Genomic DNA, 26,066 nt, shown 5'->3' with positions numbered 1-26,066 from the left:
AACCACCTGACCCCATGCCGAACTCAGAAGTGAAACGCTGTAGCGCCGATGGTAGTGTGGCATTCGCCATGCGAGAGTAGGACACTGCCAGGCACTCAATACAAGAAACCCCGCTCACTCGAGCGGGGTTTTTTATTGCCTGAAATTCAGCACTCACTGGAGGGCAAACGGGCACTATGGTGCTGTTCGTCGTTCACTTGTTGCCTGTACCGGAAAAAGTTGCGGCTGCTCTGTCCGCATTGAACCCACATGTTGGCTCTCTCCGTTTTCATCATTTTTCGCGTAATAACCCAGTCGGATCCGTTCTGTCTAAACCCGCCGCCCGCGCTGCGATTGGGGTTGTATCTGAATCATAACTCGGTAGAGTAAGGGGCATTCCGGGTTTGCCCGTGCCATGGTTTCGGTTTCTTTTTCTGGTATGGGACTCTCCGCCTGTTTTTATTCACCTTCACTCAGTGGTACCTATATGGAACAAGTAAACAAGTCAACCTTCAACGATGTGCTGGAATATGTGCGTATGTCCCGTCGTCAGAACAAGCTCAAGCGTGAAATCGCGGACAACGAGAAAAAGATCCGTGACAACCAGAAGCGGGTACTGTTGCTCGACAACCTGAGTGACTATATCAAGCCCGGTATGAGCATTGACGAGGTTCAGGCCATCATCGCCAACATGCGTACCGATTATGAAGAGCGCGTAGATGACCATATCATTAAAAATGCCGAGCTTTCCAAGGAGCGCAAGGAGCTGAGTACCAAGCTGAAGAGTATGAGCACCAGCAAATAATACCGCCCCGCTCTCGTCAACACCGGCCTCTGGCCGGTGTTTCATTTTCATGCCGCAGCTCGGATCTCTTGCCGCGTTGCAACAATCGGCTCCCATTTTCACAATCGCCCTGTTAACATCGCTGCAAAGCGGTCAATAGATTTCAAGCCCTTGACTTGAAACGACTAAGCTTGATTGAAAGACAATAAATTGCGCAACCATGGTGGGGCTGATATGGGCGCATCAAAACAGACGGATTCAAATAAAGTGGCATCTCAGGATTCATCCGTACCTAATACGGACGGGCAACAGCAGCGTAAACGCCGACCCTGGTGGCGCTGGTTGTTCTGTTTTATCTTCTTGCTTTGCCTGGCTGCCGTGGTCGCCCTGGTGGGTTATGAAATGAAGACCTCCCGGCTGCAGTCACAGGAGATCTCACGCTATGCGGCCACCCTGACCTATCAGATCGAACCCGGCCCCAGCAAGCAAATTGCCTTTCCCGACGACGGCCCGTTCGACAAGCGACTCGGTTATGTGCTGATGCCTATGATCCAGGAACGTCTCGTTCAGCGTGGCTACCAGGTGAGCGAACAGGTCCGTTTTTCCGATGCGCTCTACAACTACGCCAGCCACGGTTTCTTCGTGCCTTATACCGAGAAGGTCCAGGCAGGATTGACACTCTATGACTGCCGTGCCGAGCCTTTCTACCAGTACAAGTATCCGACTCATTACTATCCGGATTTCAATGCCATACCGCCCCTGGTCATCCAGTCTCTGCTGTTTATCGAGAACCGTGAACTCCTGAGCAACAAGGAACCGCTGGCCAACCCGGCCGTAGACTGGCCGCGCTTTGCCAAGGCGGCGCTGTCTCAGGTGGGCAAGGCGCTGGATATGCAGGATCAATCCGCAGGCGGCAGCACCCTGGCGACCCAGGTGGAGAAGTATCGTCATTCTCCCGATGGACTGACCGTTTCGCCGACCGAGAAGATCCGCCAGATGGTCTCGGCCAGCGTTCGTGCCTATCGGCTGGGGCCCGAGACCCTGGAGGCCCGCAAGCTGGTTGCCTGGGCCTACCTCAACTCGGTCCCGCTCTCTGCGGCGCCCGGTTATGGCGAGGTGCACGGTCTCGGTGATGGCCTCTGGGTCTGGTTTGGCGCCAATGTCGATGAGGTGAATCGACTGCTGGATCCCGCTCGCAACCAGGATTCTACCCTGGCCGAGCAGGGCCTTGCCTTGCGCCAGGTTGTCTCCCTGATGATCGCCCACCGCCGTCCTTCCTATTACCTAGCGCAGGGTAGAGAAGCACTGTCTACCCTGACAGACAGCTATCTGCGACTCTTCGTGCAGGAGGGAATGATCACGCCCCCCCTGATGGAGTCGGCTCTCAAGGCCAAGCTGGTCTTCCGCGATTTCCTGCAGGCACCTGCCATCACTCGAGTCAACAACAACAAGGGGCTGCAGGTGGCTCGCACTCGTCTCAGTCGTCAGCTCGGAGTGCAGCTTTATGATCTGGACCGCATGGATCTGACGGCCAACACCACCCTCAATATGCCGCTGCAGAACGAGGTGTCACGGTATCTGCAGCAACTGGCAGACCCTGCATTCGCAGCCCAGGTGGGCCTGTTTGGTGAGCGACTGCTCTCGCCGGAGAAGACGGGGGATGTGAAGTACAGCTTTACCCTGTTCGAGAAGACGCCGGAAGGGGTCAAGGTCAGAGTGCAGACCGACAACACGGACCAGCCGTTCGACATCAACGAAGGCAGCAAGCTTGAACTGGGGTCCACCGCCAAGTTGCGGGTGCTGACCACCTATCTCGAGATTGTCACCGAGTTGCATGACAGCTACGGCAACATGCCGGTGGAGAGCCTGCGAAAGATCGAAGTGTCCGATCAGGACAACATCAGCCGCTGGGCCATCGCCTATCTGATGAGTGCCAAGGACAGAAGCCTGCCGGTGATGCTGGAGGCCGCGCTGGACCGCAAGTATTCCGCGAGCCCCTATGAAGGCTTCTTTACCGGCGGTGGCATGCACACCTTCAACAACTTCCGCAAGGAGGACAACGGCCGCATCCCGCCCATTCGCGATGCACTGCGGGAATCCATCAACCTCCCCTTCGTGCGCCTGATGCGGGACATCGTCCGCTACAGCCTCTACAAGGAGGGCAATCGTGCTCAGTTGCTGAAAGATGACAGGGATCCTCGCCGTACCGAGTACCTAGCCAAGTTTGCCGACAAGGAGGGCCAGACCTATCTGCTGAGGTTCTGGCGCAAATATCGTGGCAAGAGTGCAGAAGAGCAGCTCGATACCTTCCTCGATGGTCTCAAACCCAGCGCGGTGCGTCTCGCCGCCGTGCATCGCTATCTGATGCCGGAAGCCTCCCAGGCCGACTTTGCCGCTTTCCTGGCCAAGCGCCTGCCGCGGGAGAAATTGACCGAGAAGCGCATAGAGCAGCTCTATACCAATTACGGCCCTGGCAAATATTCTCTGCCGGATCAAGGTTATATCGCACGGGTGCATCCACTTGAGCTGTGGTTGCTTGCCTATCTCAAGGAGTTTGACAAGGCCACCTTTACCGATGCGGTAACCGCCAGCCGTGACGAGCGTCAGGAGGTCTACAGCTGGCTGTTCAAGACCCGTCATCGCAGTGCCCGGGATAGTCGGATCCGCACCATGCTGGAGGTTGAGGCCTTCCTCGACATCCATCAGCGCTGGGCTCGCCTGGGCTACCCGTTCGATCACCTGGTTCCGTCCCTGGCGACCGCACTGGGCAGCTCGGGCGATCGTCCTGCTGCGTTGGCCGAGCTGATGGGGATCATCCAGAACGGCGGCATTCGTGCGCCGACCCTGCGCATCGAGCACCTCTCCTTTGCCAAGGGGACCCCCTTCGCCACCGTCTTTGAGCCGGCGAACACCCAGGGGGAACGGGTGATGCCTGCCGAGGTGGCCAACGCCTTGCGCAATGCACTCTCCAAGGTGGTGGAAGGGGGGACGGCGCGGCGCATCGCCGGGGCCTTCGCCTTGCAGGATGGTACTGTCCTGGCCCTGGGGGGCAAGACGGGGACCGGGGACAACCGGATCGAGACGGTCGGTCGCTACGGCAATGTGACCAGTTCACTGGCTCGCAACCGAACTGCGACGTTCGTCTTCTACATCGGGGATGATCACTTCGGCACGCTGACGGCCTATGTACCCGGCAGCCAGTCCGACAAGTTCCGCTTCACGTCGGCGCTGCCTGTACAGGTGCTCAAGGGGATGGCCCCCCTGCTGGTCCCCTATCTGCAACCCGCTACTCACACCCAGTGCATGGCGGGCAGCTGAGCGGACATCGCATGAAAAAACGGGGCCATTTCGGCCCCGTTTGATTGTGTACTGCACGCCGCCATGAGGTGGACGTGAGTCATCACTTACAACAGATCTTCAATTTCACCGCGCAGGTACTGGTACATCTCGCGATAGGCTACCGGCGGCTTGTTCAGCTCCCGCTCCTTGTTGGCGGTGCGGATCAGCTGACGCAGCTTCTGGCGATCCAGCTCGTGGAACTGGGACATCAGCTCGTTGAGGGCGCTGTCGCCTTCGGTGATCAGCCGCTCACGCCACTGTTCGAGGCGGTGCAGGCGGGCGTTCACGGTGGAGTGACGCATCTTGATGATGGAGAGGGCCTCTTCGATGGGGGCGACATCGCGGCTACGCATCAGACGGCCGATGAACTGGAGATGGCGGCGGAAGGACTCATCCTTCTTCGGCTTGAGCTTGCGGCCCAGCTCGACCGCTTCGGCAAGCTCTTCATCCAGGGGGATCTTCTCCAGCTCGCTGTGACTCAGGGAGACGATCTCTTCCCCCATCTTCTGCAATGCCTCGGCATCACGCTTGAGCTGGCTCTTGCTGGGGCCCCAGTCTTCCCACTCGTTGTCGTCTTGATATTGACTCATCGGTCTCTGTATTCCTGTCATTCACGTTTGGCGGATATGTTACCAGCTTCTCCCGCTGGGCGCAGGGGTCTGATATGCTTAGCCCCTTTCCTTCCCTTCATACAGATGTGAGTTATGGACCAGCAAGATCAAATCCGCCAGGATCAATCCCATCTCGAGGCCGTGGTCGCCGAGGCCCTTGAGATAGCGAAAGGGCTGGGCGCCGGGCTTGCCGAAGTCTCCATCAGCAAACAGACCGGCCTCTCGGTGAACACCCGGGGCTGCGAGCTGGAAAGCATCGAATTCAACAAGGATGGCGCACTCGGCATCGCCGTCTATCGCGACGGTTGCAAGGGGTCCTCCTCCACCACGGATCTGACCAAGCCGGCCATTCGCGCCGCCGTGGAAGCGGCCATGGAGATCGCCCGCCACACCTCTCCCGATGACTGCGCCGGTCTTGCGGATGCGGATCTGCTGGCCTGGGATGCCCCGGACCTGCAACTGTGCCACCAAATCGAGCTGGATCCCCAGCGTGGCATCGCGCTGGCCATCGAGTGCGAGCGGCTGGCCCTGGGGCGGGATGCCCGCATCAAGCACTCTGACGGAGCCAGTTTCTCCAGCCACCTGGGCGTCAAGGTCTATGGCAACAGCCACGGCTTCGTAAAAGGCTATGCTGCATCGCGCAACTCCCTGAGCTGCGTACTGATCGGCGAGCAGGATGGCGACATGCAGCGCGACTACGGTTACTCCTCCAGCCGCTCCCTGAACGGGCTGTGGAGTCCCCAGCGCATCGCTGACGAGGCGGTGGAGCGCACTGTTTCCCGCCTGGGGGCTCGCAAGATCAGCACCCGCCATGCCCCTGTGCTGTTCCACCCCGATACCGCTGCCGGTCTGTGGGGCCATCTGGTGATGGCCATCAGTGGGGGGAACCTCTATCGCAAGTCGAGCTTCCTGCTGGACAAACTGGGCAAGCAGATCCTGCCCGAGTGGCTCACCATCCAGGAGTTCCCCCACTTGCCGGGAGGACTTGCCAGCACCCCGTTCGACGGGGAAGGGGTTCGCACCCGCGACATGGACATCATCCGCAACGGCGAGCTGATGAGCTGGCTGCTCACCTCCTACTCCGCCCGCAAACTGGGCCTGACCACCACGGGCCATGCCGGGGGTATCCATAACTGGCAGGTTTCCAATACCGGCCAGGACTTCCAGGGCATGCTCAAAGAGATGGGTACCGGGCTGCTGGTGACCGAGCTGATGGGGCAGGGGGTCAACATCGTCAATGGTGATTACTCCCGCGGCGCAGCCGGTTTCTGGGTTGAAAATGGCGAGATCCTCTATCCTGTGGAGGAGATCACCATTGCAGGCAATCTAGCCGACATGTTCAGCCATATCGTGGCGGTGGGCAGTGATGAGGATGAGCGTTCCAGCCTCAAGACCGGCTCCGTACTGGTCGAGCAGATGAAACTGGCGGGGCACTGATCCCCTCCGTCCGATCTGGAATATGGTGTCTAGTCCTGAGATAGGTCTACACATTTTCAGCTAGCTTTTAGCACTCAGAACCCCCGATGCGTCACATCAGGGGTTCTGTATTTCAATGCCTGATGCGGTTGCTCCAGGTTATAAGTATCCACTGCCTTTCGCACTTTTCCCCGCCTGCGCCAGCCTCTGCAGGCTTTGCAGCAGTGACTCTCTTTTCAAGATCTCAGTGCATTTTGGTGACAGTTATGAGTATCTGTCATCAAGCATTTGACCCCGTGTTGTTTATGCAATGACTGATACAACCCCGAACAATACTGCACCTGGTGGTCCGAATGATGAATAAGCTCTCCGTGGTCACGTTGTTGCTTCAGTGTTTTCTCGATCACCATCGACTCGGCATTCATCTCTTAGTTGCCACTATTTTGCGTGAGCAGGTGTCCGTCACCTAGCTCAGGTAGAGCGGCCCTGAGTGTCATAACGCGTCTGCGTCTGTTTATAGGTGAGCTTGCCTTCTTCAATCTGCTCGACCAGGGCCAGTTTAAAAATCAGAGTAATTGTGTTGTGTTCGTTTACGCCCTGTCCCATCGAGATCTCCATCTATTCGGAGGAGAAGATGCAAACCATATTCAGGCAGATGCGCCGATCAGACGTCGGCCAGCTGCAATGCCTGGCGGTAGTACTCGTTGGCCTTGTTGGTCAGCCGGCGCTTGTCCATCACCTGGCCGAGGGCGTGGTAGAGGGCGGCATCCGGCGCCTTCGCCACTTCCTGCTCCAGCAGGCGCTGGGCGTCGTCCAGTTGGCCGGCCAGCAGGCAGACCCGGGCCAGCGCGGCTTCGGCGCCAGGCTGATCCTGGATCTTTCTGAGCAGGGTCAGCATGGGCTGGTAGTCGTCCAGTTTGAGCTTGGGCAGGCGGGCGAACAGCTCGGGGGAGGGATCCTTGCGCAGGGCCTCCAGCCAGAGATCGGCGGCTTCGGCATCGGCCCCCAATCGGCGCAGGCGATCCCCGTAACTGGCCAGCAACACGGGATCCTGGCGCTGTTTGCGGGGCAGTCCCTGCCAGACCGTGCGCAGGGTGTCGAGGGAGCCGCTGGCGGCCTCCAGACGACCGCACCACGCCTGGTGCAGCAGGGTCTCTTCCTGCTGGGCGGTCAGCTTGCCCACCTTGCGCAGGGCAGGGGTGAGATCGATGAGGGCCGCCCAGTCTTCACGGGCCAGATACACCTGACGCAGCTGATCCAGCACCATGGGGTGGCGCGGGTTGAGGGCATAGATGGACTCGAGGCGACCGAGGGCGCTGTCGTACTGGCCCTGCTCAATCTGCAACTGGGTCTGGATCAGGGTCAGTGCCAGCTCTGCCTTGGGGTTCTCTTCCTGAGCTTTCTGCAGGTAGTGATCCCGGCGCACGTCATCGCCCCGGGCCTGGGCCACCCGGGCGGCGCTCAGGTAGTTGAGTAGCGGGGTGTCGCTGTTGTCGGCGCCCTTGATGAGGAGCTTCTCGGCCTGGTTGTAGTGCCCCTCTGCCATGGCCAGGGTGGCATTGACGGTTTGCAGGTTGGCCTTGCGGCGGCGGCGGGAGCCGAACCAGCCCTGGGTCTTGCGGCGCAGGCCGAACAGGCGGGCCAGCACCCATTCCACGATGAGCAGGGCGCCGTAGAACAGCACCGCCAGGATCACCGCGCTGGTGACCGAGGATTCCACCGTGTAGTTGCCCAGCGAGATGAGCACATAACCCTTGTTGCCGGAGGCTTCGGGACCGAAGATGAGGCCCGCCACCATCACGGCGACTATGACGATCAGACGAATCATGGTCTCCTCCTCAGTTACCGGCCAGGATGCGTTGCAGGCGTTCGGTCAGCACCTGTTCCAGCATGGTCTGGGTCTTGAACTGATCCGGGTAGTCAAACTGGATCTGCTCGCCTTTGAGCTTGTCGAGCTCGGACTGCATGTACTGGGTGGCGCTGTTGTCGGCATCGAAATACTGGGTCAGCCAGCGCTGGGCCTTCTCCAGGCTGTCGACATAGAGGGACTGCTGTTCGCGATAGACGGCGAGCTGGGCCTGCAGCAGCTTGGTCTTGAGGTTCTCCCGCAGGAAGATCTCCTGCTGCGGGGAGAGCAGGGCTTCCACGGCGCCATCGCGACGACGGATGGTGATGAAGTTTTCGGTGAACTTGACCCAGTTCTTCTTCAGGTTGCTCTGCCACTCGTCCGGGTTGGTGCTGACGGTCTGGTCGGGCTCGCTCTTGGCTTCCGGCATGCTGACGGTGGAGAGGGGCAGCAGCTCGATCTGGTCCGAGAGGGCGGCCAGCTTCAGGGTCAACCCTTCGCGATCGACCCGCGGCATCCCCTTGAGCTTGGCGATGTCTTCCGCCAGCGCCTTGCGAATGGGCATCAGGCTGGGGTCGTTGAGCGCCTTGATGCGCTCGTCGGCGTTGCCGAGCAATGTGATGGCGGAGACGATGTCGTGTTCGAGCCACAGCTTGCGGCCCGCCATGCGCACCAGGTATTCGGATTCGGCCAGCATCCAGTCATTGGGGCGCTTGTCGTCCAGATCCAGCACCTTGGTCTGCAAGGCGTCCAGCGCCTCCTGCAACTGCTGCTGGCTCTTGCCGAGGGCACCGATCTGTTCGGCATCCTTGCTGCTGCCCTGATCAATCCTGGTCATGGCGTCGGCCAGTTGCTGCTTGAGGGCTACCAGTTCGGCCTGCTGGGCAACGGCGTTCTGGTGTCCGTGCACATAGAGACCACCGGCCAGCCCCAGGGCCAGCAGGATGGCGATGCCGCCAAGCACGGTGCCAGAGCTGCCCTTCTTGCTCCCAGTCGTTCCGGGCGCGGGCTTGTTGTTGTCGGCCACGGTGGCCGCGGCACTCGGCTGGACTTCTTGCTGTTCAGTCATTCCATCTTCCTCAGTTCCAGGGCGGCCACCAGAGCCTGGTTGGATGCACCTTGGGCAATCACGATACGGGTAAAACCAGCCCCTTCTGCCATCTCGGCCACCCGGGGACTGGGCACCACCAGCAGGCGGTCATAAAGCCAGGGGTGCTGCGGGCCGGGCACCAGGGCCAGCAACCGCTGCAACAGTTCGCCACTGGTAATGAGCAGGCTGTCGAGCCCGGCTGCCTGCCAGTGGCGGATCAATGCGTCCCCGTCAAGATCGGGGTAGTGGCGCTCGTAGGTGGCACAATAGTGCACCAGTGCGCCCCGTGAGGCCAGCGTCCGGGCGATGAGATCCCGCCCGTCGTTGCCGCGCAGGATCAGCACCCGGCGGCCACTCACCCCTTGCAGTGCCGGCAGGGCCAGCAGCCCTTCGCTGCGGGGATCGGCCGGGCACAGGGCCTGGATGCCCGCCTCGGCAAAGGCATCCGCACTCGCCTGGCCGACTGCAAAGTAATCAATATGTGGCCAGGTCTGACCAGTTTGCAACAGAAAATAATGTGCAAAATGAACGGCATGCATGCTGACGGCGATAACGAGGTCCGCCTCTCGCAGCATCTCACCCAGGTGAGGGAGGTCGCATCCCGGTCGGGTTTCCAGCAACGGACAGCAGAGCGGTGCATGACCCAGCTGGCGCAGCATCTGCACCAGCTGGTTGGCCTGGGCGGCCGGGCGCACCACCAGGGGGATCATCAGGCGGCGCTCCGGGCAGATGACCGCGAACCGGTCTGTGCTGCACTCATGCCCGGTAGACCTCGGCGAGGATGACGTCGGCGCCAGCGGCCAGCAGGCGCTGGGCCAGGGTGTGGCCCAGTGCCTCGCCCTCTGCCAGGGGGCCGCGGATCTCGTCGCGAATGACGCGGGCACCGTCCGGGCTGCCCACCAGGCCGCGCAGCCATACCTCTTCTCCCTGTACCAGGGCATAGGCCCCGATAGGCACCTGACAGCCCCCTTGCAGGGCGCGGTTCATGGCGCGCTCGGTCAGCACCCGGATGCGGGTCTCGGGGTGTTCGAGCGGCGCCAGCAGGGCGTGCAGCTCGTGATCGTCGAGGCGGCATTCGATGCCGACCGCCCCCTGGCCGTTGGCGGGCAGGCTCTGCTCGGGCTCGATGAAGGCGGCGATGCGATGGGCCATCTCCAGCCGTTTCAGGCCGGCGGCGGCCAGGATGATGGCGTCATATTCACCGGCATCCAGCTTGGCGAGGCGGGTGTTGACGTTGCCCCGCAGGTCGCGGATCACGAGATCAGGGCGGGCAGCGCGCAGCTGGCACTGACGGCGCAGGCTGGAGGTGCCGACCACGGCCCCTTGAGGCAGCTCGTCTATCTGGTTGAAATGGTTGGAAACAAAGGCATCGCGCGGGTCTTCGCGCTCACAGATGGTGTGCAGGCCGAGTCCGTCGGGGAACTCCACAGGTACGTCTTTCATGGAGTGGACAGCGATGTCGGCACGCCCTTCCAGCATGGCAGTCTCCAGTTCCTTGACGAACAACCCCTTGCCGCCGACCTTGGCGAGGGGGGTGTCGAGGATCTTGTCACCCTGGGTGCTCATGGGCACCAGTTCGACCTGCAGATCCGGATGGAGTGCCTCCAGCCGATCTTTCACAAAATTGGCCTGCCACAGGGCCAGTGGGCTCTTTCGAGTGGCAATTCTCAGGGTTCGGGCTGCCATATCAATCAGTTGTTTCATCTTTTGAGAGGAAAACGATCTTACCACCCTTTGCAGGGGCTTTCATGGCGCAGCCCGCAAAAGCGGGGCCAAGCTCAAAAACGGGGGCTGAAAATTATTTTCATTCAGCCAACAATTGATTTTAACTCATTGAAAAAAGTCATTTTTATTGCTTTCCGATGATACCGTTACGAACGGGGTCAGAAATAATCCGGTGATTGTGTGCGGGCTTGTTTACCACTGCTGTTTGCATTGTTAACATGATCACACTTTTTTGACGTCTCCCCGTTTTGGTGCGTCATTTCTCTTCCCCATAGGTAGGGCATTGCTGGTTAAACTCGACACGCTGGTGGCGCGCTACGACGAACTCAATCGTCTCAAGACGCAACGAGCGCTGGATCTCATGAGTCGCTACGGGCAGCAGGTTTTCCACTTGCTGCCTGTCATGCTGCACTTCAATCACCCCCTGTTGCCCGGTTATGTGGCAGGGGATGTGCCTCATGGTATCTGGAGTTTTGTCGCCAACGAGGCCCAGCAGGCCTTCATCCAGGATCTCTGCCAGAACGCCAACTGCCAGGGCGGTCTCAGTACCCACGACAAGTCCATCCAGGGCCTCTACTCCATGGGGAGCACCTCCTCCATCGGTCAGTGCTGCCACTCGGATCTCGACATCTGGGTCTGTCACGTGGCCGGTCTGTCGAGCGAGCGCCTCGCCCTGCTGGAACAGAAGTGCCAGCACCTCTCCATGTGGGCGGAGCAGCGGGGGGTCGATCTCAACTTCTTCCTGATCCCCGAAGACAAGTTCCGTCAGCGCAACGATGCCCAGATGCAGGGGGAGAGCTGCGGCAGCGCTCAGCACCTGCTGCTGCTCGACGAGTTCTACCGCAGCGCCATGCACATCGCCGGCAAGCGGCTGCTCTGGTATCTGGTGCCGGCCGAATATGACGATCACTACGACGACTATGTCAACGGCCTGTTTGCCCACGGCAAGTTGAGCCAGGATGACTGGCTCGATCTGGGGGGCTTTGATCGCATTCCTGCCGAGGAGTATTTCGGCTCCGCCCTGTGGCAGCTCTACAAGGGGATCGACTCCCCCTACAAGGCGGTGCTCAAGTCGGTGCTGATGGAGGCTTACTCCCACGAGTATCCCAACACCCGGCTGCTGTCGGTGACCAGTCGCGACTGGTTCCAGCACAACGAGGGGATGCACTACCGCCTCGACAACTACTGCCTGATGCTGGACAAGGTGACCAACTACCTGAAGTCCATCGGCGACATGCAGCGCCTCGATCTGGTGCGTCGCTGCTTCTATCTGAAGGTGTGCGACGGGCTGAGCCATCCCAAGGAAGATCACTCCCCGGACTGGCGCCGGGAGCAGATGGCCCAGCTGGTAGCCTACTGGGGCTGGAGTCCGGAGCGCCTTTACCACCTTGATCACCGCCAGGAGTGGAAGGTCGAGGACGTCAAGGTGGCCTACGCCGAGTTGCTGGAGGCTCTGATGCAGAGCTACCGCAATCTCATCCAGTTCGCCCGGCGCAACAACATCAGCGAGTCCATCAACCCGGAAGACATCGGCATCCTGTCGCGCAAGCTCTATGCCGCATTCGAGAGCCTGCCGGGCAAGGTGCAGCGCATCAACCTCAAGATTGCGCCGGATCTCGGCGAGCCGGATCTCAGCCTGGTACAGGTACCCCACGGCCGCCTGAATCGCGCCGGCTGGTATCTCTACAAGCATTCCCTCGAACCCGCCGACATCATCGGCCGGGCGCCGCTCGAATATAACGGCTACATCAGCAAGCTGGTGGCGTGGGCCTATTTCAACGGCCTGCTGACGCCCCAGTCCCGGGTACACCTGTTTAACCAGGGCTCGGATCTGCACATCGACAACCTGCATCAGTTCTGTCGCGATCTCTCCGGGACCTTCCCGGTCAAGTATCCCCGCGCGACCAACCTGGCCCTGAGCCGGCCGTGCGAGATCCGCCAGCTCTCCATCTTCCTGAACCTGGAGACGGACCCGTCCAGCCACTGGGTGGGGCAGGTGATCGAGTTCGATGCCAACGCCGCGGACGTCTTCTCGTTCGGTCGCAACCAGGAGTGTCTGGTGGGATCCGTGGATCTCGTCTATCGCAACTCCTGGAGTGAGATCCGCACCCTGCACTTCGAGGGAGAGGAAGCCGTGGTGGACGCCCTCACCACCATCCTCGGCAAGATGCACCAGGACGCCGCGGCCCCCGAGATGATCGAGGTGTTCTGCTACAGCCAGCACTTCCGCTCCCTGGTGCGCACCCGCTTCCAGCAGCTTGTGGCTGAATGCATCGAGTTGCGTCTGGCCCGGGACAAGCAGCAGCTGGTCAAGACGCTGGCGCTCGGCAAGGAGAAGTACGGCATCTTCTTCGAGCGGCGCGGGGTGTCGGTCAAAAAGCTGGAAAACGCCATCGACTTCTACCGCCACATCTCCCACAACAAGCTGGATCACCTGCCGCTGCGCCTCGACAAGACTCACAGCCAGCACCTGCCCGGCATCGTCGACGCCTACGCCAGCGAAGGGCTGGTGCAGTTCTTCTTCGATACCCGGGATGCAGGCACCAACATCTATATCCTGGACGAGGCGAACCGGGTGGAGATCTACCAGCACTTCGCCGGCAACAAGGACGAACTGGTACAGGGGGTGAACCGGTTCTACACCTCGGGTCACGAGCGATTCAGCAATGCGGGTCAGTTCAGCAACTTCAACCTGCCCCAGTACTACGAAATCGTGCAGGTGGGTGACAAACTCGATGTGATCCCCTACCGCAGCCAGAGCCCGCAGCGGGACACCCCAGGAGCGGCACGGGAAGTAGGATGATGCGCTGATAGCCGCACCGGCAAGATGGCAAACGGCCTGCATGATGCAGGCCGTTGTCTTACCCGTTATCCGACAATCAGGCGCTGAGGCGGGCCAGCAACCAGCTGCGAATGTCGCCCAGCTGGGGGCGGCAGATCTCGTGGCGCATGGGGTATTCGTGCCACTCGGGGCTGAGTCCCGCCGCTTCCAGCCGGTTCTTGGCATCCCAGCCCATGGAGAGGTTCACCACGTCGTCATAGATGCCGTGCATGTAGCAGATGGGCAGGGCGCGGGCCGCCTCGCTCATCTCGCCGGGCAGGGCATCGGGTACCGCCAGGTAGGTGGACATGCAGAGCAGGCCTGCCAGTGGCACCGGATGGCGCAGGGCGGTGAAGGAGGCGATGACGCCCCCCTGGGAGAAGCCGGCCAGCACGATGCGCTCGGGGGCGAAACCCTCGGCCACCAACTGTTCAATCAGGGAGGCGATACGGGCCGCTGACTCCCTGACATGGGACTCCACGGCGCGATCCGCCGGATCCTTGAAGCTCTTGATGTCGTACCAGCCGCGCATCCGGTAGCCCATGTTGATGGTGATGGGGCGCTCGGGAGCGTCCGGCAGCAGATGGCGGACGGGCAGGTCGGCGGGCAGGGCCAGCGCCTCCACCAGGGGGGCGAGGCCGGCGCCGGAGTCCCCCAGCCCGTGCAGCCAGATCACCGCATGGCGGGCACCTTCGGGATGCAGATCCGTCATGAGAAGACCACGGGCTCGCCGGCCTGGGTGGTGCAGGCCCGGGTCAGCAGTGCCTTGAGCTCGTCGCCGAAGCGGTTGTCGATCCAGCTGTCACCGCGCAGCTCGAAGTGGAAGCCGTTCTCCCGGGTGGCGACCCAGATCTGGTGCAGGGGCTCCTGCTTGTTGATGATGACCTTGGTCTTGTTCTCGAAGCTCAAGGTCAGCACACCGCCGGCGCGTTCGCAGTCGATATCCGGATACCCCTCGTCGATGGTGTCTTCCACATACTGGAAAAAGGCGTCGGTCAGGGCGTGATACTCGTGATCCTTCATCGGTTTATCCTGTTGCTTTTAACAATGTGAGTGCGATTATAGAGGGCCAAAAATTTTTTCGCAGCGAACCATTATGATTACCCAGTTCACCAAGTGCCTGTTTGCCGCGTCGCTGTCGCTCGGGTTGGCCGCCTGTGGCCTGACGGGGCCGCTCTACATGCCGCCGGCCGAACAGCCCGCACCTGCAGAGCAGACACAGCCAAAGACTGAGAGTACACCGCAAGCCGCCTCGCCTGCGACCGCTACACCGGCCTCAGAGGCCGCGCCGCAATAATCTAGGAAGGAACCGCCCCCTTGGATCACTTTAACTACGACGCAGACGGTCAGCTTCAGGCCGAACAGCTTCCCCTGCAACAGCTTGCCGACCAGTACGGCACTCCGCTCTATGTCTACTCCCGTGCCACCCTGGAACGCCACTGGCATGCCTTCGACCAGGCGGCTGGCGACATTCCCCACCTGATCTGCTATGCGGTCAAGGCCAACTCCAACCTGGCCCTGCTCAATCTACTGGCACGCCTCGGTTCGGGCTTTGACATCGTCTCCGGCGGCGAGCTGTCCCGGGTGCTGGCGGCGGGCGGTGATCCGGCCAAGGTGGTCTTCTCCGGCGTCGCCAAGAGCGAAGCCGAGATGCGCCTTGCGCTGGAAAAAGAGATCCTCTGCTTCAACCTGGAGTCCGAAGCCGAGCTGGAGCGCCTGAACCGGGTCGCAGGCAGCATGGGCAAGAAGGCGCGGGTCTCGGTGCGGGTCAACCCGGACATCGACGCAGGCACGCACCCCTACATCTCCACCGGCCTCAAGCAGAACAAGTTCGGCATCCCCATCGAACAGGCGCCCGCCATCTACCGCAAGGCAGCGGCCATGGCCCACATCGAGATCAAGGGGGTGGATTGCCACATCGGCTCGCAACTCACTGAATTGAATCCCTTTATGGAGGCGGCGGACAAGCTGCTCAAGCTCATCGACGAGCTGGCGGCGGAAGGCATCCACATCCATCACCTGGACGTGGGCGGCGGTCTGGGGGTCAACTACGGCGCCGAGCAGCCGCCGCACCCCACCGAGTATGCCGAGGCGCTCAAGCAGAAGCTGGCGGGCCGGGATCTGACCCTCTTGTTCGAACCGGGCCGCGCCATCGTCGCCAACGCCGGTGTACTGCTGACCCGGGTCGAGTTCCTCAAACCCGGCGAGACCCGCAACTTCGCCCTGATCGACGCCGGCATGAACGATCTGCTGCGCCCCTCCCTCTACGGCGCCTGGATGAACATCATCGAGGTGGACAGCCGGGCGACCCACGAGAAGGCACTCTATGACGTGGTGGGCCCGGTGTGCGAGACCGGCGACTTCCTCGGCAAGGAGCGTACCCTGGCGATTGCCGAGGGCTCCCTGCTGGCGGTGCGTTCCGCTGGCGCCTACGGCTTTACCATGTCCTCCAACTACAACACCCGACCCCGTGCGGCCGAGGTGCTGGTGGACGGTGACCAGGCGCACCTCATCCGTGAGCGGGAGCAGTTGGCGGATCTCTGGCGTGGCGAGCACCTGCTGCCGTGATGGATGGATTTTCAGCGTTCCTCCATGTGAGAGCGTGATTAACGGTGAGACAGGAACGCGCGATGTTGATTGAGTTTTCCAAAATGCACGGCCTCGGTAACGACTTCATGGTGGTGGATGGCGTCACCCAGAAGGTGTTCTTCAGCAACGACATCATCAAGAAGCTGGCGGATCGTCACTTCGGTATCGGCTTCGACCAGCTGTTGCTGGTGGAGCCGCCCTATGACCCCGAGCTCGACTTCCATTACCGCATCTTCAATGCCGACGGCAGCGAGGTGGAACAGTGCGGCAACGGGGCCCGTTGCTTCGCCCGTTTCGTGCGTCTCAAGGGGCTGGTCAACCGGGATCGCATCGCGGTCAGCACCGCCCGGGGCCGCATCACCCTGCAGCTGGAAGGGGAGAACCAGGTCACGGTCAACATGGGGGTGCCCCAGTTCGAGCCGGGCAAGATCCCGTTCCGTGCCCAGAAGGCGGAGAAGACGTATCTGCTGCGGGCCCAGGATCACACCGTGATGTGCGGCGCCGTCTCCATGGGCAACCCTCACTGCGTCATCGAGGTGCCCTCGGTGGCCGATGCGCCGGTGGAGACCCTGGGACCCATCATGGAGCGCCACGAGCGCTTCCCCGAGCGGGTCAACGTCGGCTTCATGGAGATGGTCAACGCCAGCGAGATCAAGCTGCGAGTCTTCGAGCGCGGGGTGGGGGAGACCCTGGCCTGCGGGACCGGGGCCTGTGCGGCCGTGGTGATAGGCATCAGCCAGGGCAAGCTCAAGGAGCGGGTCACCGTCACCCTGCCGGGTGGCAAGCTGACCATCGCCTGGAAGGGACCGGGTCAGCCCGTCTACATGACGGGGCCGGCCGAGCACGTCTTTGACGGCCAGATAGAGTTGTAGACAAGGAGCGGGTGATCCCGCTCCATCAACGGATCATATCGGGGCCCTTGGCCCCTTTTTCGGATGGATCAACCAAGTTATGAGCGAACTCAAACGGCAGGAATCACTGGTGGATGAAGCCACAGTGCTGGAGTACCTGGCCCGTTATCCCGAGTTTTTCCTGCGTCACGGGGCCATGCTGGACAAGATCCGCATTCCCCATGCGCAAAAGGGCACCATCTCCCTGGTGGAGCGCCAGCTGGACAGACAGCGGGAGCGCATCGAGCAGCTGGAGCAGGAGATCACCGAACTGATGGGGGTCGCCAGCGAGAACGAGCGGATCTTCCGGGTCTATGCGGATCTCTACGGGGAGATCTACGGCTGCCAGACCCTGTTCGAGCTGAGCGCCGTGATGGGCAAGGCCTTCGTCCAGCGGCTGCGACTCACCGGCCTGCGGCTCTGGCTCAATCCCAGGCATTTCCAGCTGAGCGGCCCCGAGCAGCGTTTCCTGGCGCAGGGCAAACAGCTCGAACAACTGCTGGGGCAGCGCCTGCCCGGCACGGACTACTATTTCGGTCGCCTCAACCAGAGCGAGAAGCAGGCGCTGTTTGGCAATGATGTGCTGGTCAACTCGGTGGCCCTGATGCGGCTCGGGGAGCTCGGCGTGCTGGCCTTCGCGAGCTCGGATCCCAGCCACTTCACCCCCCACAACGACACCCTGCTGCTGGGTCAGCTGGGGCGTCTGCTGCAGCTGCGTCTGCCCGAGCTGGCCCGTGGCTAAGGCAACGACCCGATCCCCTGCCAAGGTGCTCCCTGCCGCCGACCCTCTGCCGGTCGCACTGGCGGGGGAGCTGGACGCCTTTATCGAATACCTGAGAGTCGAGCGCCAGCTCAGCCCCCACACCCGCAGCAACTATCAGGCTCATCTGGAAGCCATGACCGCCGAGCTGGTGAAGCTCGGGGTCGACGACTGGGCCCGGCTCGAGGCGAGCCAGGTGCGCAGCCTGGTGACCCGGATGCACAAGGGGGGGTTGGCGCCCCGTTCCCTTGCCACCAAGGTGTCGGCCCTGCGCAGCTTCTGCGACTGGCAGGTGCGCCAGGGGCGGCTCACCGCCAACCCGGCGCGGGGCATCGTCACCCCCAAGCAGGGGCGGCCCCTGCCCAAGAACCTGGACGTGGACGAGATGTACCAGCTGCTCAACATCACCGACGAGCAGGATCCGCTGGCGGTGCGGGATCGCGCCATCATGGAGTTGATGTACTCCTCCGGCCTGCGCCTTGCCGAGCTGGTGGGGCTCAACCTCGCGGACGTGAAGCTCGAGGAGCGCCAGCTCAGGGTGATCGGCAAGGGCTCGCGGGAGCGGGTGCTGCCCATCGGGCGGATGGCGGTGGAGTGGTTGCACAAGTGGCTCAAGGTACGCCCCCTGCTGGCCGGTGACGAGGGGGAGGCATTGTTCGTCTCCAAGCGCAGGCAGCGGCTCTCGGCCCGCTCGGTACAGGAGCGGCTCGACGGCTGGGGCAACAAGCAGGCTCTCAATGCCCACGTGCACCCCCACAAGCTGCGCCACAGCTTCGCCACCCACATGCTGGAATCCTCCGGCGATCTGCGGGCGGTGCAGGAGCTGCTGGGGCATGCGGATCTCTCCACCACCCAGATCTATACCCACCTCGACTTCCAGCATCTGGCCAAGGTATATGACAGTGCCCACCCGCGGGCGAAGCGGGATCCGGAAACGCCGGAGGATGAGTGATGTGGTGTGCGATCTGCGGGGATGACAATCTCCACGTCGCCCCGGTCAGGCGGGAGCTCGCAACGCCAGAGGATGAGGAGTAAAGAGGAACAGCCATGCAGTTTTACCGTCGCTGGCAGCCGGTGGCCGCCATCTCGTTCGATCTGGACGACACCCTCTATGACAACGGCCCCGCCATCGCGCGGGCGGAACAGTGGATGCTGGACCACCTGCGCAGCGAATACCTGGCTACCGCCATGCTGGACAAGCCGCGCTGGCTCGCGCTCAAGCGCCAGTTGCTGCTGGACCACCCGGCGCTGAGCCACGACGTCAGCCTGGCGCGCCAGCGTGGCATTCGCGAGGCCCTGGTGCAGGGGGGCATGGAGCCCGGGCTGGCGGAGCAGCAGGCCCGGGCGGTGTTCACCGGCTTCATGGCCGAGCGCTCGAAGATAGAGGTGAGCGAGGCGACTCACGCCCTGCTGGCTCGTCTGGCGGCGCGCTACCCGCTGGCGGTGATCACCAATGGCAACCTGGATCTGGAGCAGGCAGGTCTGGCTGGCTACTTCACCCTGGTCTGCAAGGCGGGAGCGGGAGCCAGAATGAAACCGGCGCCCGACATGTTCGTGCAGGTGCAAGAGGCCCTGGGGCTGGCCCCCGGCCGCATCCTCCATGTGGGGGATCACCCGGTGACCGACGTGCTGGGTGCCAGGCTGCACGGCTTTCGGGCCGCCTGGCTCAACGAGAGCGGTCAGTCCTGGCAGTCGCTGTCGCTGCTGCCGGATGTGGAGCTGGGGCAGTTGCAGGATCTGGCCACCCTGCTGCTCTGAGCTGGGGATGAGGGACAGATTCCGTGATGTATATCTGGCAATAACAACAAGGGAGCAAGGGCGTGAAGGGAATGAAGGGTGTCATCTGGCTGGCGATCCCCGTGATGCTGGCGGGATGCGATCTGGTGCAAGACCGTTACCGGATGGAGTTCAGGGACGGATCCTGGCGGGAGATCGCCATCTCCCCGTTTTCCAACGAGGCGCGCTGGCGCGAGGGGTGTGCCACCGGCGAGATCCAGGTGGACATGACCCTGCCCCTGAAACGGGGCAAGGTGGTGAATGGCCGGGAGCAACTGCTCATCGGCGGCGAGCTGTTCGAGCTGGAGGATGCCCGTCTCTATCGCGGCAACGGCATGGTGCTCGGGCAGGCCCCGGACCATATCCAGCGGGGCCTCAAGGGGCTGGATGTCTGCCGAACCCTGCGCCCTGATCGCGGGGCCCTGCCCAAGCTCAAGGGCAAGGGATTTGGCGACTAGCCCGTCTGCTGCCTGAACGGGCAGGAGGCGTCGCCGAAGGCAGTGGGCAGCTTGATGGCGTGGGGGGTTCACAGGCCCGTCACGTCGGATGCCTCTGGGCAGCCCCCGATGTACGAGGCCCTGCCAAGGCTCAAGGGCAAGGGGTCGGCGACTAGCCGACCTGCTGCCTGAACCGGCGGCAGGCGTCGCCAAAGGCGGTGAAGAGCTTGATGGAGTGGGGGTTCTCGCTGGCCTTCCACTCCGGGTGCCACTGCACCGCCAGCAGGAAGGGGGAGAGGGCGGGAGCGTGGATCGCCTCGATCAGCCCGTCTTCGGCATGGGCCAGGGGGGCCAGCCCCTTGGCCAGCGTCTTGATCCCCTGCCCGTGGAGGGAGTTGACCGGAATCGACGGCTGCCCCATCAGCTCGGCCAGCCAGGTACCGGGCACCAGCTCGACCTGATGGCTCTCGCCATACTGCTCGTCCACCGGGTCATCCGCATCCTCCCGATGATCGTCATAACCCGGCTCGCAATAGACCTTCTGGTGAATGTCGCCTCCCAGGGCCACGTTGATCTCCTGCATGCCGCGGCAGATCCCGAGGATCGGCAGGCCGCGGTCGAGGGCGGCGCGCACCAGGGGAATATCGAACAGATCCCTGTCCCTGTCCTGAGGCTTCTCCGGGGTGAGGTTCTCCTGGCCATAGAGGGCAGGATCGATGTTGGAGCCAGCACCGCTCAGATAGACCCCGTCGGCGAGGTCCAGATACTGCTCCAGATCCTCGGTGCCACAGCAGGTGGGCACCAGCAGCGGCACGCAGCCGCTGATCTCCACCAGAGGCTTGATGTATTTGTGGGTCATGACCTGGTAGGCGTGGCCACTGCGGGCCTGGGCCCCCATGGTCATCAGCACGACGGGTTTGTTATGGGAACTGGGGTTGGGCATAGGTCACCTTGGCTATCCTTGGCGGTCTCATCCTGCGCCTTGGGAAGGCCCTTGCCGCCTCGGCTCGCAAGGGCATGCCTCAAGGCATGGTCGTGGGATCAGGGTCGCGCCAGCGTGCCAGAATCGTCGGTCAGCCTTGGCAACGACAGCCTGGATCCTGCCTCCAGTCTGCCAAGGCCGTTCAATATGTCAAACAAAATGATGCAATTATGTTAACCGTTGATGTCGAGATACGGCTACGAGTCCCATTTAAAGGGGCTTGAGGGGGGATGCCTGGTGCGGCGAGCGATTTGATGGTGGATATATTAAACATCTGGCCGGGCGGCCGGATAGCAGAAGGGGCCCACAGGGCCCCTTGTCGACTCAGGCGTTCAGGATGAAACGTTCGATCACCTGGGCGACCCCGTCTTCATCGTTGCGCCCCGTGGTGTGCTGTGCCAGCGCCTTGATCTCGTCGGTGGCGTTGCCCATGGCGACCCCGAGTCCGGCGTAGGCGATCATGTGGTGATCGTTGCCCGCATCTCCCACCGCGATCACCTGGGAGGCATCCAGCCCCAGGTGCTCGGCCAGGGCGGCGACGCCGGTGCCTTTGTTGCTGCGTTTGTTCATGAACTCGAGGAAGTAGGGGGCGCTGCGCACCACGGTATAGCGCTCGTGGAGTTCGGCGGGCAGCTGGGCGATGGCACGGGAGAGCAGGGGCTCTGGGTCAATCATCATCACCTTCATGATCTGCTCGTCGTCGGGCAGGGTGGCGAAGTCCACCAGGTTGATGGGTTGACCGATGAGGCGGGATTCGTGCTCGGTGTAGGGGCTGATCTTTGGGCTGATGAGCCCCTGGCGGACGGAGAAGCCGTGGATGTTCACCCCCAGCTCACAGGCCAGGTGGGCGATGGCGCGGGCATCGCTGCCGGTCAGCAACTGGCTGCGGATGATGCGTTGCTCGGACACCTGCTGCACCAGGGCGCCGTTGTAGCAGATGACGTAGTCATCCTGGCCGGTGAGGCCCAGCTCGGTCAGGGCGGCGGTCATGCCTTCCAGCGGGCGGCCGGAGGCCAGCACCACGGTCACGCCCCTGGCGCGGGCTGCCGCGATGGCGGCCTGGGTGCGGGGGGAGATTCGGCCCTCTGGGGTCAGCAGGGTGCCATCCATATCCAATGCGATCAGCTTGTACATCTTCTCACTACCTGAGTCTGGCCGGCCCGCCCGATGGGGCCATGGGGAGGCCGAGTGTAGCGAAAATCGCCGCCGGGATCACGCCGCCTGCCGACGCGGGGGCACGTTGCCCCTCAGCGCTGGCCCTGGTAGGGGGTCAGTTGCAGCTGATCTTCCCGGATGGCGAAGTGGATGGGGCCGTGCTCGATGTCGACCCTGTTGTGGTGATGGGCCATCTCCACCTCGACGCCGGGGAAGAGGCGCTGGGTGGCGATGATGTCCATGTTGGCCATGAGCGCCTGCAGCTCCCGCTGCGCCTCGGCGAGCTGCTCGTCCAGGCTCTTGCTCTCGTCGAACTGGCGGGTGCGCAGCGCCTTGATCTTCTGCAGGGTCTCGGGATTGCGCTTGTCACGAGGCAGTTGCAGCAGACGCAGGATGAGATCCTGCAGCTTGTCTATCTGCTCGGCGCAGGTCTGTTTGCGCTGGCGAAGCGCCAGCTCCAGCTCCTTCTGGCTGAAATAGCCGCCGAGGATCTGCAACCGGGTCCGGTTGGCCGCCGAGGCTCCGAGCACCGGTGCCATGATGAGCCGGTTGGCGATGTTGATACCGCCGATGAGGTGCCCCTTGCGCATGGCGCTGTCCCCCACCTTGAGATCCTGGCCGCTGCGGCAATAGCAGTGACTGAGCTGGCTCAGGATATGGATGTCGCCATCGGCCTCCAGCCTGGCGTACTGGGCATAGCTGGCGTGGATCTCCCCCCCGGCGTTGAGGTGGCAGAGGTATTCGTCGTCCGCCAGCTTGCGCCCTATGATACCGTTGCGCACCGTGATGGTGCCGCCGGATTCGATGTAGCCGCCCTCGACGAAGCCGCCGATCACCACGTCCCCGCTGGTCTTGACGCGCATGCCGGGCATGACGTCTCCGGTGACCAGCAGCGATCCCTCGAACTCGACGTGGCCGTGGCGGATGTCGACCTGCTTGACGTTGAGTACCTCGTCGACCCGCATCCCGGCACGCTCCTGACAGGGGAGTCCCGGGCGTGTCGCCAGCAGCAGGTCCGGATCCTCGGGGGAGAGGCAGGTGCCGTCACCCGGCGTCATGGCGCTCTCCTTGCCGTGGCGGGCGGTCAGGGTCTGGCCCGTCACGGTGAAGCCGTCGATGCCCTGGGTGGCGGGGTGCCTGCGCATCAGCAACGCCCCGGCCTTGACGGTGAGCAGGGTGCCGAGGTCGCGCATGTCCACCTTGCCGTGATCCCGCTCCTGGGGTTTGAGGATCCGTTCGGCTGCGGTCTCCACCAGCCGCTCCAGGCGGGTATCCAGGCCGTGCCTGGCGGCCTTGCCGAGGGCGATGACGGGATTGAGCTGGGCACCGGGTGCCGCCTCACCCGCTGCCTGGATGGCGGCGGCAAGCAGTCGCTCGCTCACCCCCTGCTTGACCGTGCTGGCCGCCAGGGCCTCCTGCAACCGGGCCAGGGTCAGGGGCTGGCCGCCCCAGTCCGCGGTGATCTGCGCCCTGGCGCTCATCTGGTCCTTGTCCACCTGGATGAGCAGCCTGGCATCCTGGCGCCGGGCAATGGGGACTGGCGGATGCGCGGGGGCATCCGGCTCTGCGATGAGGGCGTTGAGCAAGGTGACGGCTTCGCGGATCCCCTCGCCGAGGGGTTCGTAGCGCCGACAGTTGGAGAGTCGCAGCAGGGCCAGGACGTCGCTTTCCTGGATGGGCTCGGTGAGGCCCGGAGTGATGCGCAGGCAGACATAGCTCATGTCGGCCGACAGCTGAAACCACGCTTTGCTTAACACCGGGCCCTCCTTCGTTGTCCCTGTCCGGTTTGCCCCATGCCGGGGCCTCTCCTTGCCGGCATCCCATGCCGCCGGGGCGGATCCAACGCGCAGTATTCGGGTATTTTTCCTTCCGGGTCAACGATCTGAATGCAAATGGGTGAGCCGGGTTGAGGAAATATCGGCTGACGGGAGAGGGGCAGAGCCGGCCATGCCATGGGCTCCATTGCAGTTTTTTAGCGCAATATGCTGACGTTTTATGCTTTCGCTATCCAGAGTGTCAACCACGTTGAAGGTGGCGATGCAAATCACCTTGCCAGGCAGGAAGAGAAGGATTTTAATCTGCCGCCGCCCCAGGGCGAGGACCCTGGTCGCCATCGATCAGCCCCTTTTTCTGTCCAACCAAACGAGCCCCATGACCGCCCAAGGCCACCTGCTGTTTTCCGTCACCTGCGTCCTGCTTGCCCACAAGGTTGAACTGACTCCGGCCCTGGCCGATGCCAGCCTGTGGCACATCGTTCCCATGGCCCTGGCGAGCGCCCTGCTGCCGGATCTCGATCACCCCCGTTCCCTGCTCGGGCGGCAACTGCCCTGGATCTCGGGGCCGCTCTCCCGGCTGTTCGGCCATCGCGGCTTCACCCACAGCCTGCTGGCGGTGGGGATGGGGGTCTGGGGGCTGGCCCAGGTGGAAGCCCCCTGGTTGCTGTCGGGGGCGGTGAAGGATGCCCTCATCGTGGGCTATCTCAGCCATCTGCTGGGGGACTGGCTCACCCCCATGGGCATTCCCCTGCTCTGGCCCTGGCGTCGGCGCTTTCGCCTGCCCGGCCTGCCCCTCAAGAGCGGCGGGGGTTACGAGAGGGCCTTCTGCCTGCTGACCCTGGCGCTCGCCGGGTACTGGGTCCATGGCGGTGCAGGCTTGGCTCACTTCTAGCCCCGGGCGCCCTCCTGGCACCTGGCCGTTCGGGTCAGGGTGAGGTAGTCGGCGAGCACCGGCAGCCCCAGCAGGTGGCGGCGCAGCATGTCGAGGGCGGCGAAGGCGAGGATCCGGCGACCGCTCGCGGGATCCGGGTGGCTGACCCTGAGCGTCTGGCCGTGCAGTTGCCCGTCGGCGCAGAGCAGCAGCGGCACGCCGTCCGGCCCGGCACGGCCTATGGTGAGGCTCAGGGGGGCGGCGGGCACCGCCAGTTGAGTCAGATCGTCGCTCAGGGTGTGGCTGAAGCCGGCGGTCAGGGCCGGGTGCCCGTGACACATGGCCAGCAGGGCGCCCCGGCTCTCCCCTTCCTGCAGGTGCAGCGACCGCTCCCCCAGCAGGGCCAGGATCTGGCTGGCAGGCGCCTCGTTGCCACGCCCCACCAGCCAGGGGGCGATGGCCGCAAGCAGCCTCGCCTCGGCGGCATCCATGTCGGCGGTGCTGGCACCGTGGCCGATGAGCTTGAGCTCGATGAGAGGCATGGAGGAGCGGTAGCCCAGCTCGATGCCGGCAGGCCAGGGGGCCGCATCCAGCATGTCGCTGAGGGCGGACTCCGAGACGCCGAAGGTGTAGAAACGGCGCAGCTCGGTGTCGGTCTCTTCACCGGCCAGCGCCTTGAGGCGGGGCATGATCTGTTCGCGCACCATCTGCTTGAACTCGAACGGCACGCCCGGGGTGAAGAAGAGCCGGCTCTGGCCGTGGCTGGCCGGGTGGCGGACCACAAAGCCGCAGGCGGTGCCCACCGGGTTGTCGAGGATCTCGCAGTCCCGGGGCAGCCAGGCCTGCTTGGTGTTGCTCCGTGCCATGGTGCGGCCCCGACTGGCATAGCGTTCGGCCATGGTGGCGAGCCAGTCCGGGAACAGGGTCAGGGGCTGGTCAAACGCCTCGGCCGCGGCCTGGGCGGTGAGGTCGTCCGCCGTGGGGCCGAGCCCCCCGCACACCAGTACCACCTCGGCGCGGTTGGCGCTCTCCTGCAGCACGGCTGTCAGATCCGCGAGGTTGTCCCCCACGGTGGCGCGGCGGCGCACCTGCCAGCCCTGCTCCAGCAAGAGGGCACTTAGCCAGGCGGCATTGGTGTCCACCACCAGGCCGGTCACTATCTCGTCGCCTGTGCTGATGATCTCGATGCGCATGGGGACTCCTTGGGTGGGGCCAGCCCT

The 26,066-nt window shown here is 62.9% G+C and carries 25 protein-coding genes, 1 rRNA gene and 1 pseudogene; 13 read left to right on the top strand and 14 right to left on the bottom strand.

From position 1 onward, the window contains the following. The 3 genes from rrf to AB5Y70_RS01190 form a co-directional block, all read left to right on the top strand. Positions 1 to 93, top strand: a 5S ribosomal RNA gene (gene rrf, locus AB5Y70_RS01200); the annotation flags it as partial. Positions 94 to 466: 373 nt separating this feature from the next. Continuing rightward, the gene (gene tmaR / locus AB5Y70_RS01195) at positions 467 to 784 is read left to right on the top strand and encodes a PTS system regulator TmaR (protein WP_010672687.1); all 318 of its coding nucleotides are present in this window, start codon (positions 467 to 469) and stop codon (positions 782 to 784) included. Between the two features lie 213 nt (positions 785 to 997). Beyond that, positions 998 to 4,081, top strand: a complete 3,084-nt coding sequence (locus AB5Y70_RS01190; RefSeq protein ID WP_043154059.1) for a transglycosylase domain-containing protein — start codon at positions 998 to 1,000, stop codon at positions 4,079 to 4,081. An 86-nt stretch (positions 4,082 to 4,167) separates the two neighbouring features. Here AB5Y70_RS01190 and yjgA read toward each other — a convergent pair whose 3' ends face one another. Then, a complete protein-coding gene (gene yjgA, locus AB5Y70_RS01185; RefSeq protein ID WP_010672689.1) occupies positions 4,168 to 4,692 on the bottom strand; it encodes a ribosome biogenesis factor YjgA in 525 nt (174 codons plus the stop codon). A 114-nt stretch (positions 4,693 to 4,806) separates the two neighbouring features. On the opposite strand from yjgA, the gene pmbA reads away from it, so the two are divergent. After that, entirely contained in the window at positions 4,807 to 6,150 is a 1,344-nt protein-coding gene (pmbA, locus tag AB5Y70_RS01180; RefSeq protein ID WP_043154058.1) for a metalloprotease PmbA, read from the top strand. A gap of 74 nt (positions 6,151 to 6,224) precedes the next feature. On the opposite strand, the pseudogene AB5Y70_RS01175 reads toward pmbA, so the two are convergent. From AB5Y70_RS01175 to hemC, 6 genes and pseudogenes are all read right to left on the bottom strand, one after another. Beyond that, positions 6,225 to 6,619 (bottom strand): annotated as a pseudogene (locus AB5Y70_RS01175) (DDE-type integrase/transposase/recombinase); the annotation flags it as partial. Beyond that, a complete protein-coding gene (locus AB5Y70_RS01170; protein WP_010672691.1) occupies positions 6,601 to 6,735 on the bottom strand; it encodes a hypothetical protein in 135 nt (44 codons plus the stop codon). The pseudogene AB5Y70_RS01175 and the gene AB5Y70_RS01170, both read right to left, overlap by 19 nt. Before the next feature lie 58 nt (positions 6,736 to 6,793). Continuing rightward, the gene (locus AB5Y70_RS01165; protein WP_043154057.1) at positions 6,794 to 7,957 is read right to left on the bottom strand and encodes a heme biosynthesis HemY N-terminal domain-containing protein; all 1,164 of its coding nucleotides are present in this window, start codon (positions 7,955 to 7,957) and stop codon (positions 6,794 to 6,796) included. A 10-nt stretch (positions 7,958 to 7,967) separates the two neighbouring features. Continuing rightward, entirely contained in the window at positions 7,968 to 9,044 is a 1,077-nt protein-coding gene (locus AB5Y70_RS01160; RefSeq protein ID WP_039039811.1) for a uroporphyrinogen-III C-methyltransferase, read from the bottom strand. Further along, positions 9,041 to 9,775: a uroporphyrinogen-III synthase gene (locus tag AB5Y70_RS01155; RefSeq protein ID WP_043154056.1), complete on the bottom strand. Its 735-nt coding sequence runs from the start codon at positions 9,773 to 9,775 to the stop codon at positions 9,041 to 9,043. Before AB5Y70_RS01155 ends, AB5Y70_RS01160 begins: the two co-directional genes overlap by 4 nt. Before the next feature lie 46 nt (positions 9,776 to 9,821). Continuing rightward, on the bottom strand, positions 9,822 to 10,751 hold the full coding sequence (gene hemC / locus AB5Y70_RS01150) for a hydroxymethylbilane synthase (protein ID WP_041212362.1): 930 nt from the start codon (positions 10,749 to 10,751) through the stop codon (positions 9,822 to 9,824). Between the two features lie 322 nt (positions 10,752 to 11,073). Here hemC and AB5Y70_RS01145 point away from each other — a divergent pair, with 322 nt between their 5' ends. Then, the gene (locus AB5Y70_RS01145) at positions 11,074 to 13,593 is read left to right on the top strand and encodes a class I adenylate cyclase (protein ID WP_042879398.1); all 2,520 of its coding nucleotides are present in this window, start codon (positions 11,074 to 11,076) and stop codon (positions 13,591 to 13,593) included. Between the two features lie 76 nt (positions 13,594 to 13,669). Here AB5Y70_RS01145 and AB5Y70_RS01140 read toward each other — a convergent pair whose 3' ends face one another. Together AB5Y70_RS01140 and cyaY are read right to left on the bottom strand one after the other, a co-directional pair. Further along, a complete protein-coding gene (locus AB5Y70_RS01140) occupies positions 13,670 to 14,323 on the bottom strand; it encodes an alpha/beta hydrolase (RefSeq protein WP_043154055.1) in 654 nt (217 codons plus the stop codon). After that, positions 14,320 to 14,634, bottom strand: a complete 315-nt coding sequence (cyaY, locus tag AB5Y70_RS01135) for an iron donor protein CyaY (protein WP_010672698.1) — start codon at positions 14,632 to 14,634, stop codon at positions 14,320 to 14,322. Before cyaY ends, AB5Y70_RS01140 begins: the two co-directional genes overlap by 4 nt. Positions 14,635 to 14,707: 73 nt before the next feature. Here cyaY and AB5Y70_RS01130 point away from each other — a divergent pair, with 73 nt between their 5' ends. The 7 genes from AB5Y70_RS01130 to AB5Y70_RS01100 all read left to right on the top strand — a co-directional run bounded on the left by AB5Y70_RS01130 (position 14,708) and on the right by AB5Y70_RS01100 (position 20,084). Continuing rightward, entirely contained in the window at positions 14,708 to 14,908 is a 201-nt protein-coding gene (locus tag AB5Y70_RS01130) for a lipoprotein (RefSeq protein WP_010672699.1), read from the top strand. Between the two features lie 20 nt (positions 14,909 to 14,928). After that, positions 14,929 to 16,179, top strand: a complete 1,251-nt coding sequence (lysA, locus tag AB5Y70_RS01125; protein WP_039039806.1) for a diaminopimelate decarboxylase — start codon at positions 14,929 to 14,931, stop codon at positions 16,177 to 16,179. A gap of 62 nt (positions 16,180 to 16,241) precedes the next feature. After that, positions 16,242 to 17,072, top strand: coding sequence for a diaminopimelate epimerase (gene dapF / locus AB5Y70_RS01120; protein WP_029313578.1), 831 nt, complete (start codon positions 16,242 to 16,244; stop codon positions 17,070 to 17,072). A gap of 79 nt (positions 17,073 to 17,151) precedes the next feature. Continuing rightward, positions 17,152 to 17,832: a DUF484 family protein gene (locus AB5Y70_RS01115; RefSeq protein WP_010672702.1), complete on the top strand. Its 681-nt coding sequence runs from the start codon at positions 17,152 to 17,154 to the stop codon at positions 17,830 to 17,832. After that, complete coding sequence (gene xerC / locus AB5Y70_RS01110; RefSeq protein WP_049637244.1) at positions 17,825 to 18,802, top strand: tyrosine recombinase XerC; 978 nt, start codon at positions 17,825 to 17,827, stop codon at positions 18,800 to 18,802. Before AB5Y70_RS01115 ends, xerC begins: the two co-directional genes overlap by 8 nt. A gap of 95 nt (positions 18,803 to 18,897) precedes the next feature. Then, positions 18,898 to 19,608, top strand: a complete 711-nt coding sequence (locus AB5Y70_RS01105; RefSeq protein ID WP_043154052.1) for an HAD-IA family hydrolase — start codon at positions 18,898 to 18,900, stop codon at positions 19,606 to 19,608. A 71-nt stretch (positions 19,609 to 19,679) separates the two neighbouring features. Beyond that, positions 19,680 to 20,084, top strand: coding sequence for a hypothetical protein (locus tag AB5Y70_RS01100; RefSeq protein WP_043154050.1), 405 nt, complete (start codon positions 19,680 to 19,682; stop codon positions 20,082 to 20,084). Between the two features lie 151 nt (positions 20,085 to 20,235). On the opposite strand, the gene AB5Y70_RS01095 is transcribed toward AB5Y70_RS01100, so the two are convergent. From AB5Y70_RS01095 to AB5Y70_RS01080, 4 genes are all read right to left on the bottom strand, one after another. Continuing rightward, positions 20,236 to 21,006: a gamma-glutamyl-gamma-aminobutyrate hydrolase family protein gene (locus AB5Y70_RS01095; RefSeq protein ID WP_043154048.1), complete on the bottom strand. Its 771-nt coding sequence runs from the start codon at positions 21,004 to 21,006 to the stop codon at positions 20,236 to 20,238. A 363-nt stretch (positions 21,007 to 21,369) separates the two neighbouring features. Further along, positions 21,370 to 22,179 carry a sugar-phosphatase gene (gene yidA / locus AB5Y70_RS01090; protein ID WP_041212256.1) on the bottom strand — a complete coding sequence of 270 codons (810 nt, stop codon included), beginning with the start codon at positions 22,177 to 22,179 and terminating at the stop codon, positions 21,370 to 21,372. Between the two features lie 113 nt (positions 22,180 to 22,292). Continuing rightward, positions 22,293 to 23,957 (bottom strand): DUF342 domain-containing protein, encoded by a 1,665-nt coding sequence (locus AB5Y70_RS01085; RefSeq protein WP_043154046.1) that lies wholly within the window; start codon positions 23,955 to 23,957, stop codon positions 22,293 to 22,295. A 117-nt stretch (positions 23,958 to 24,074) separates the two neighbouring features. Continuing rightward, entirely contained in the window at positions 24,075 to 24,314 is a 240-nt protein-coding gene (locus AB5Y70_RS01080; RefSeq protein WP_043154044.1) for a hypothetical protein, read from the bottom strand. A 37-nt stretch (positions 24,315 to 24,351) separates the two neighbouring features. Between AB5Y70_RS01080 and AB5Y70_RS01075 the strand changes: the two genes are divergently transcribed. Continuing rightward, positions 24,352 to 24,867, top strand: a complete 516-nt coding sequence (locus AB5Y70_RS01075) for a metal-dependent hydrolase (protein WP_010672710.1) — start codon at positions 24,352 to 24,354, stop codon at positions 24,865 to 24,867. Here the strand turns inward: AB5Y70_RS01075 and AB5Y70_RS01070 are convergent. Next, entirely contained in the window at positions 24,864 to 26,039 is a 1,176-nt protein-coding gene (locus AB5Y70_RS01070; protein WP_042015382.1) for a CinA family nicotinamide mononucleotide deamidase-related protein, read from the bottom strand. The two genes, AB5Y70_RS01075 and AB5Y70_RS01070, sit on opposite strands and share 4 nt — an antisense overlap. Positions 26,040 to 26,066: the final 27 nt, after the last annotated feature.

Source organism: Aeromonas sp. s1(2024) (assembly GCF_040908005.1).
In the GTDB taxonomy this organism is placed as follows: Bacteria; Pseudomonadota; Gammaproteobacteria; order Enterobacterales; family Aeromonadaceae; genus Aeromonas; species Aeromonas caviae.
This window is presented reverse-complemented; position numbering and strand designations above follow the sequence as displayed.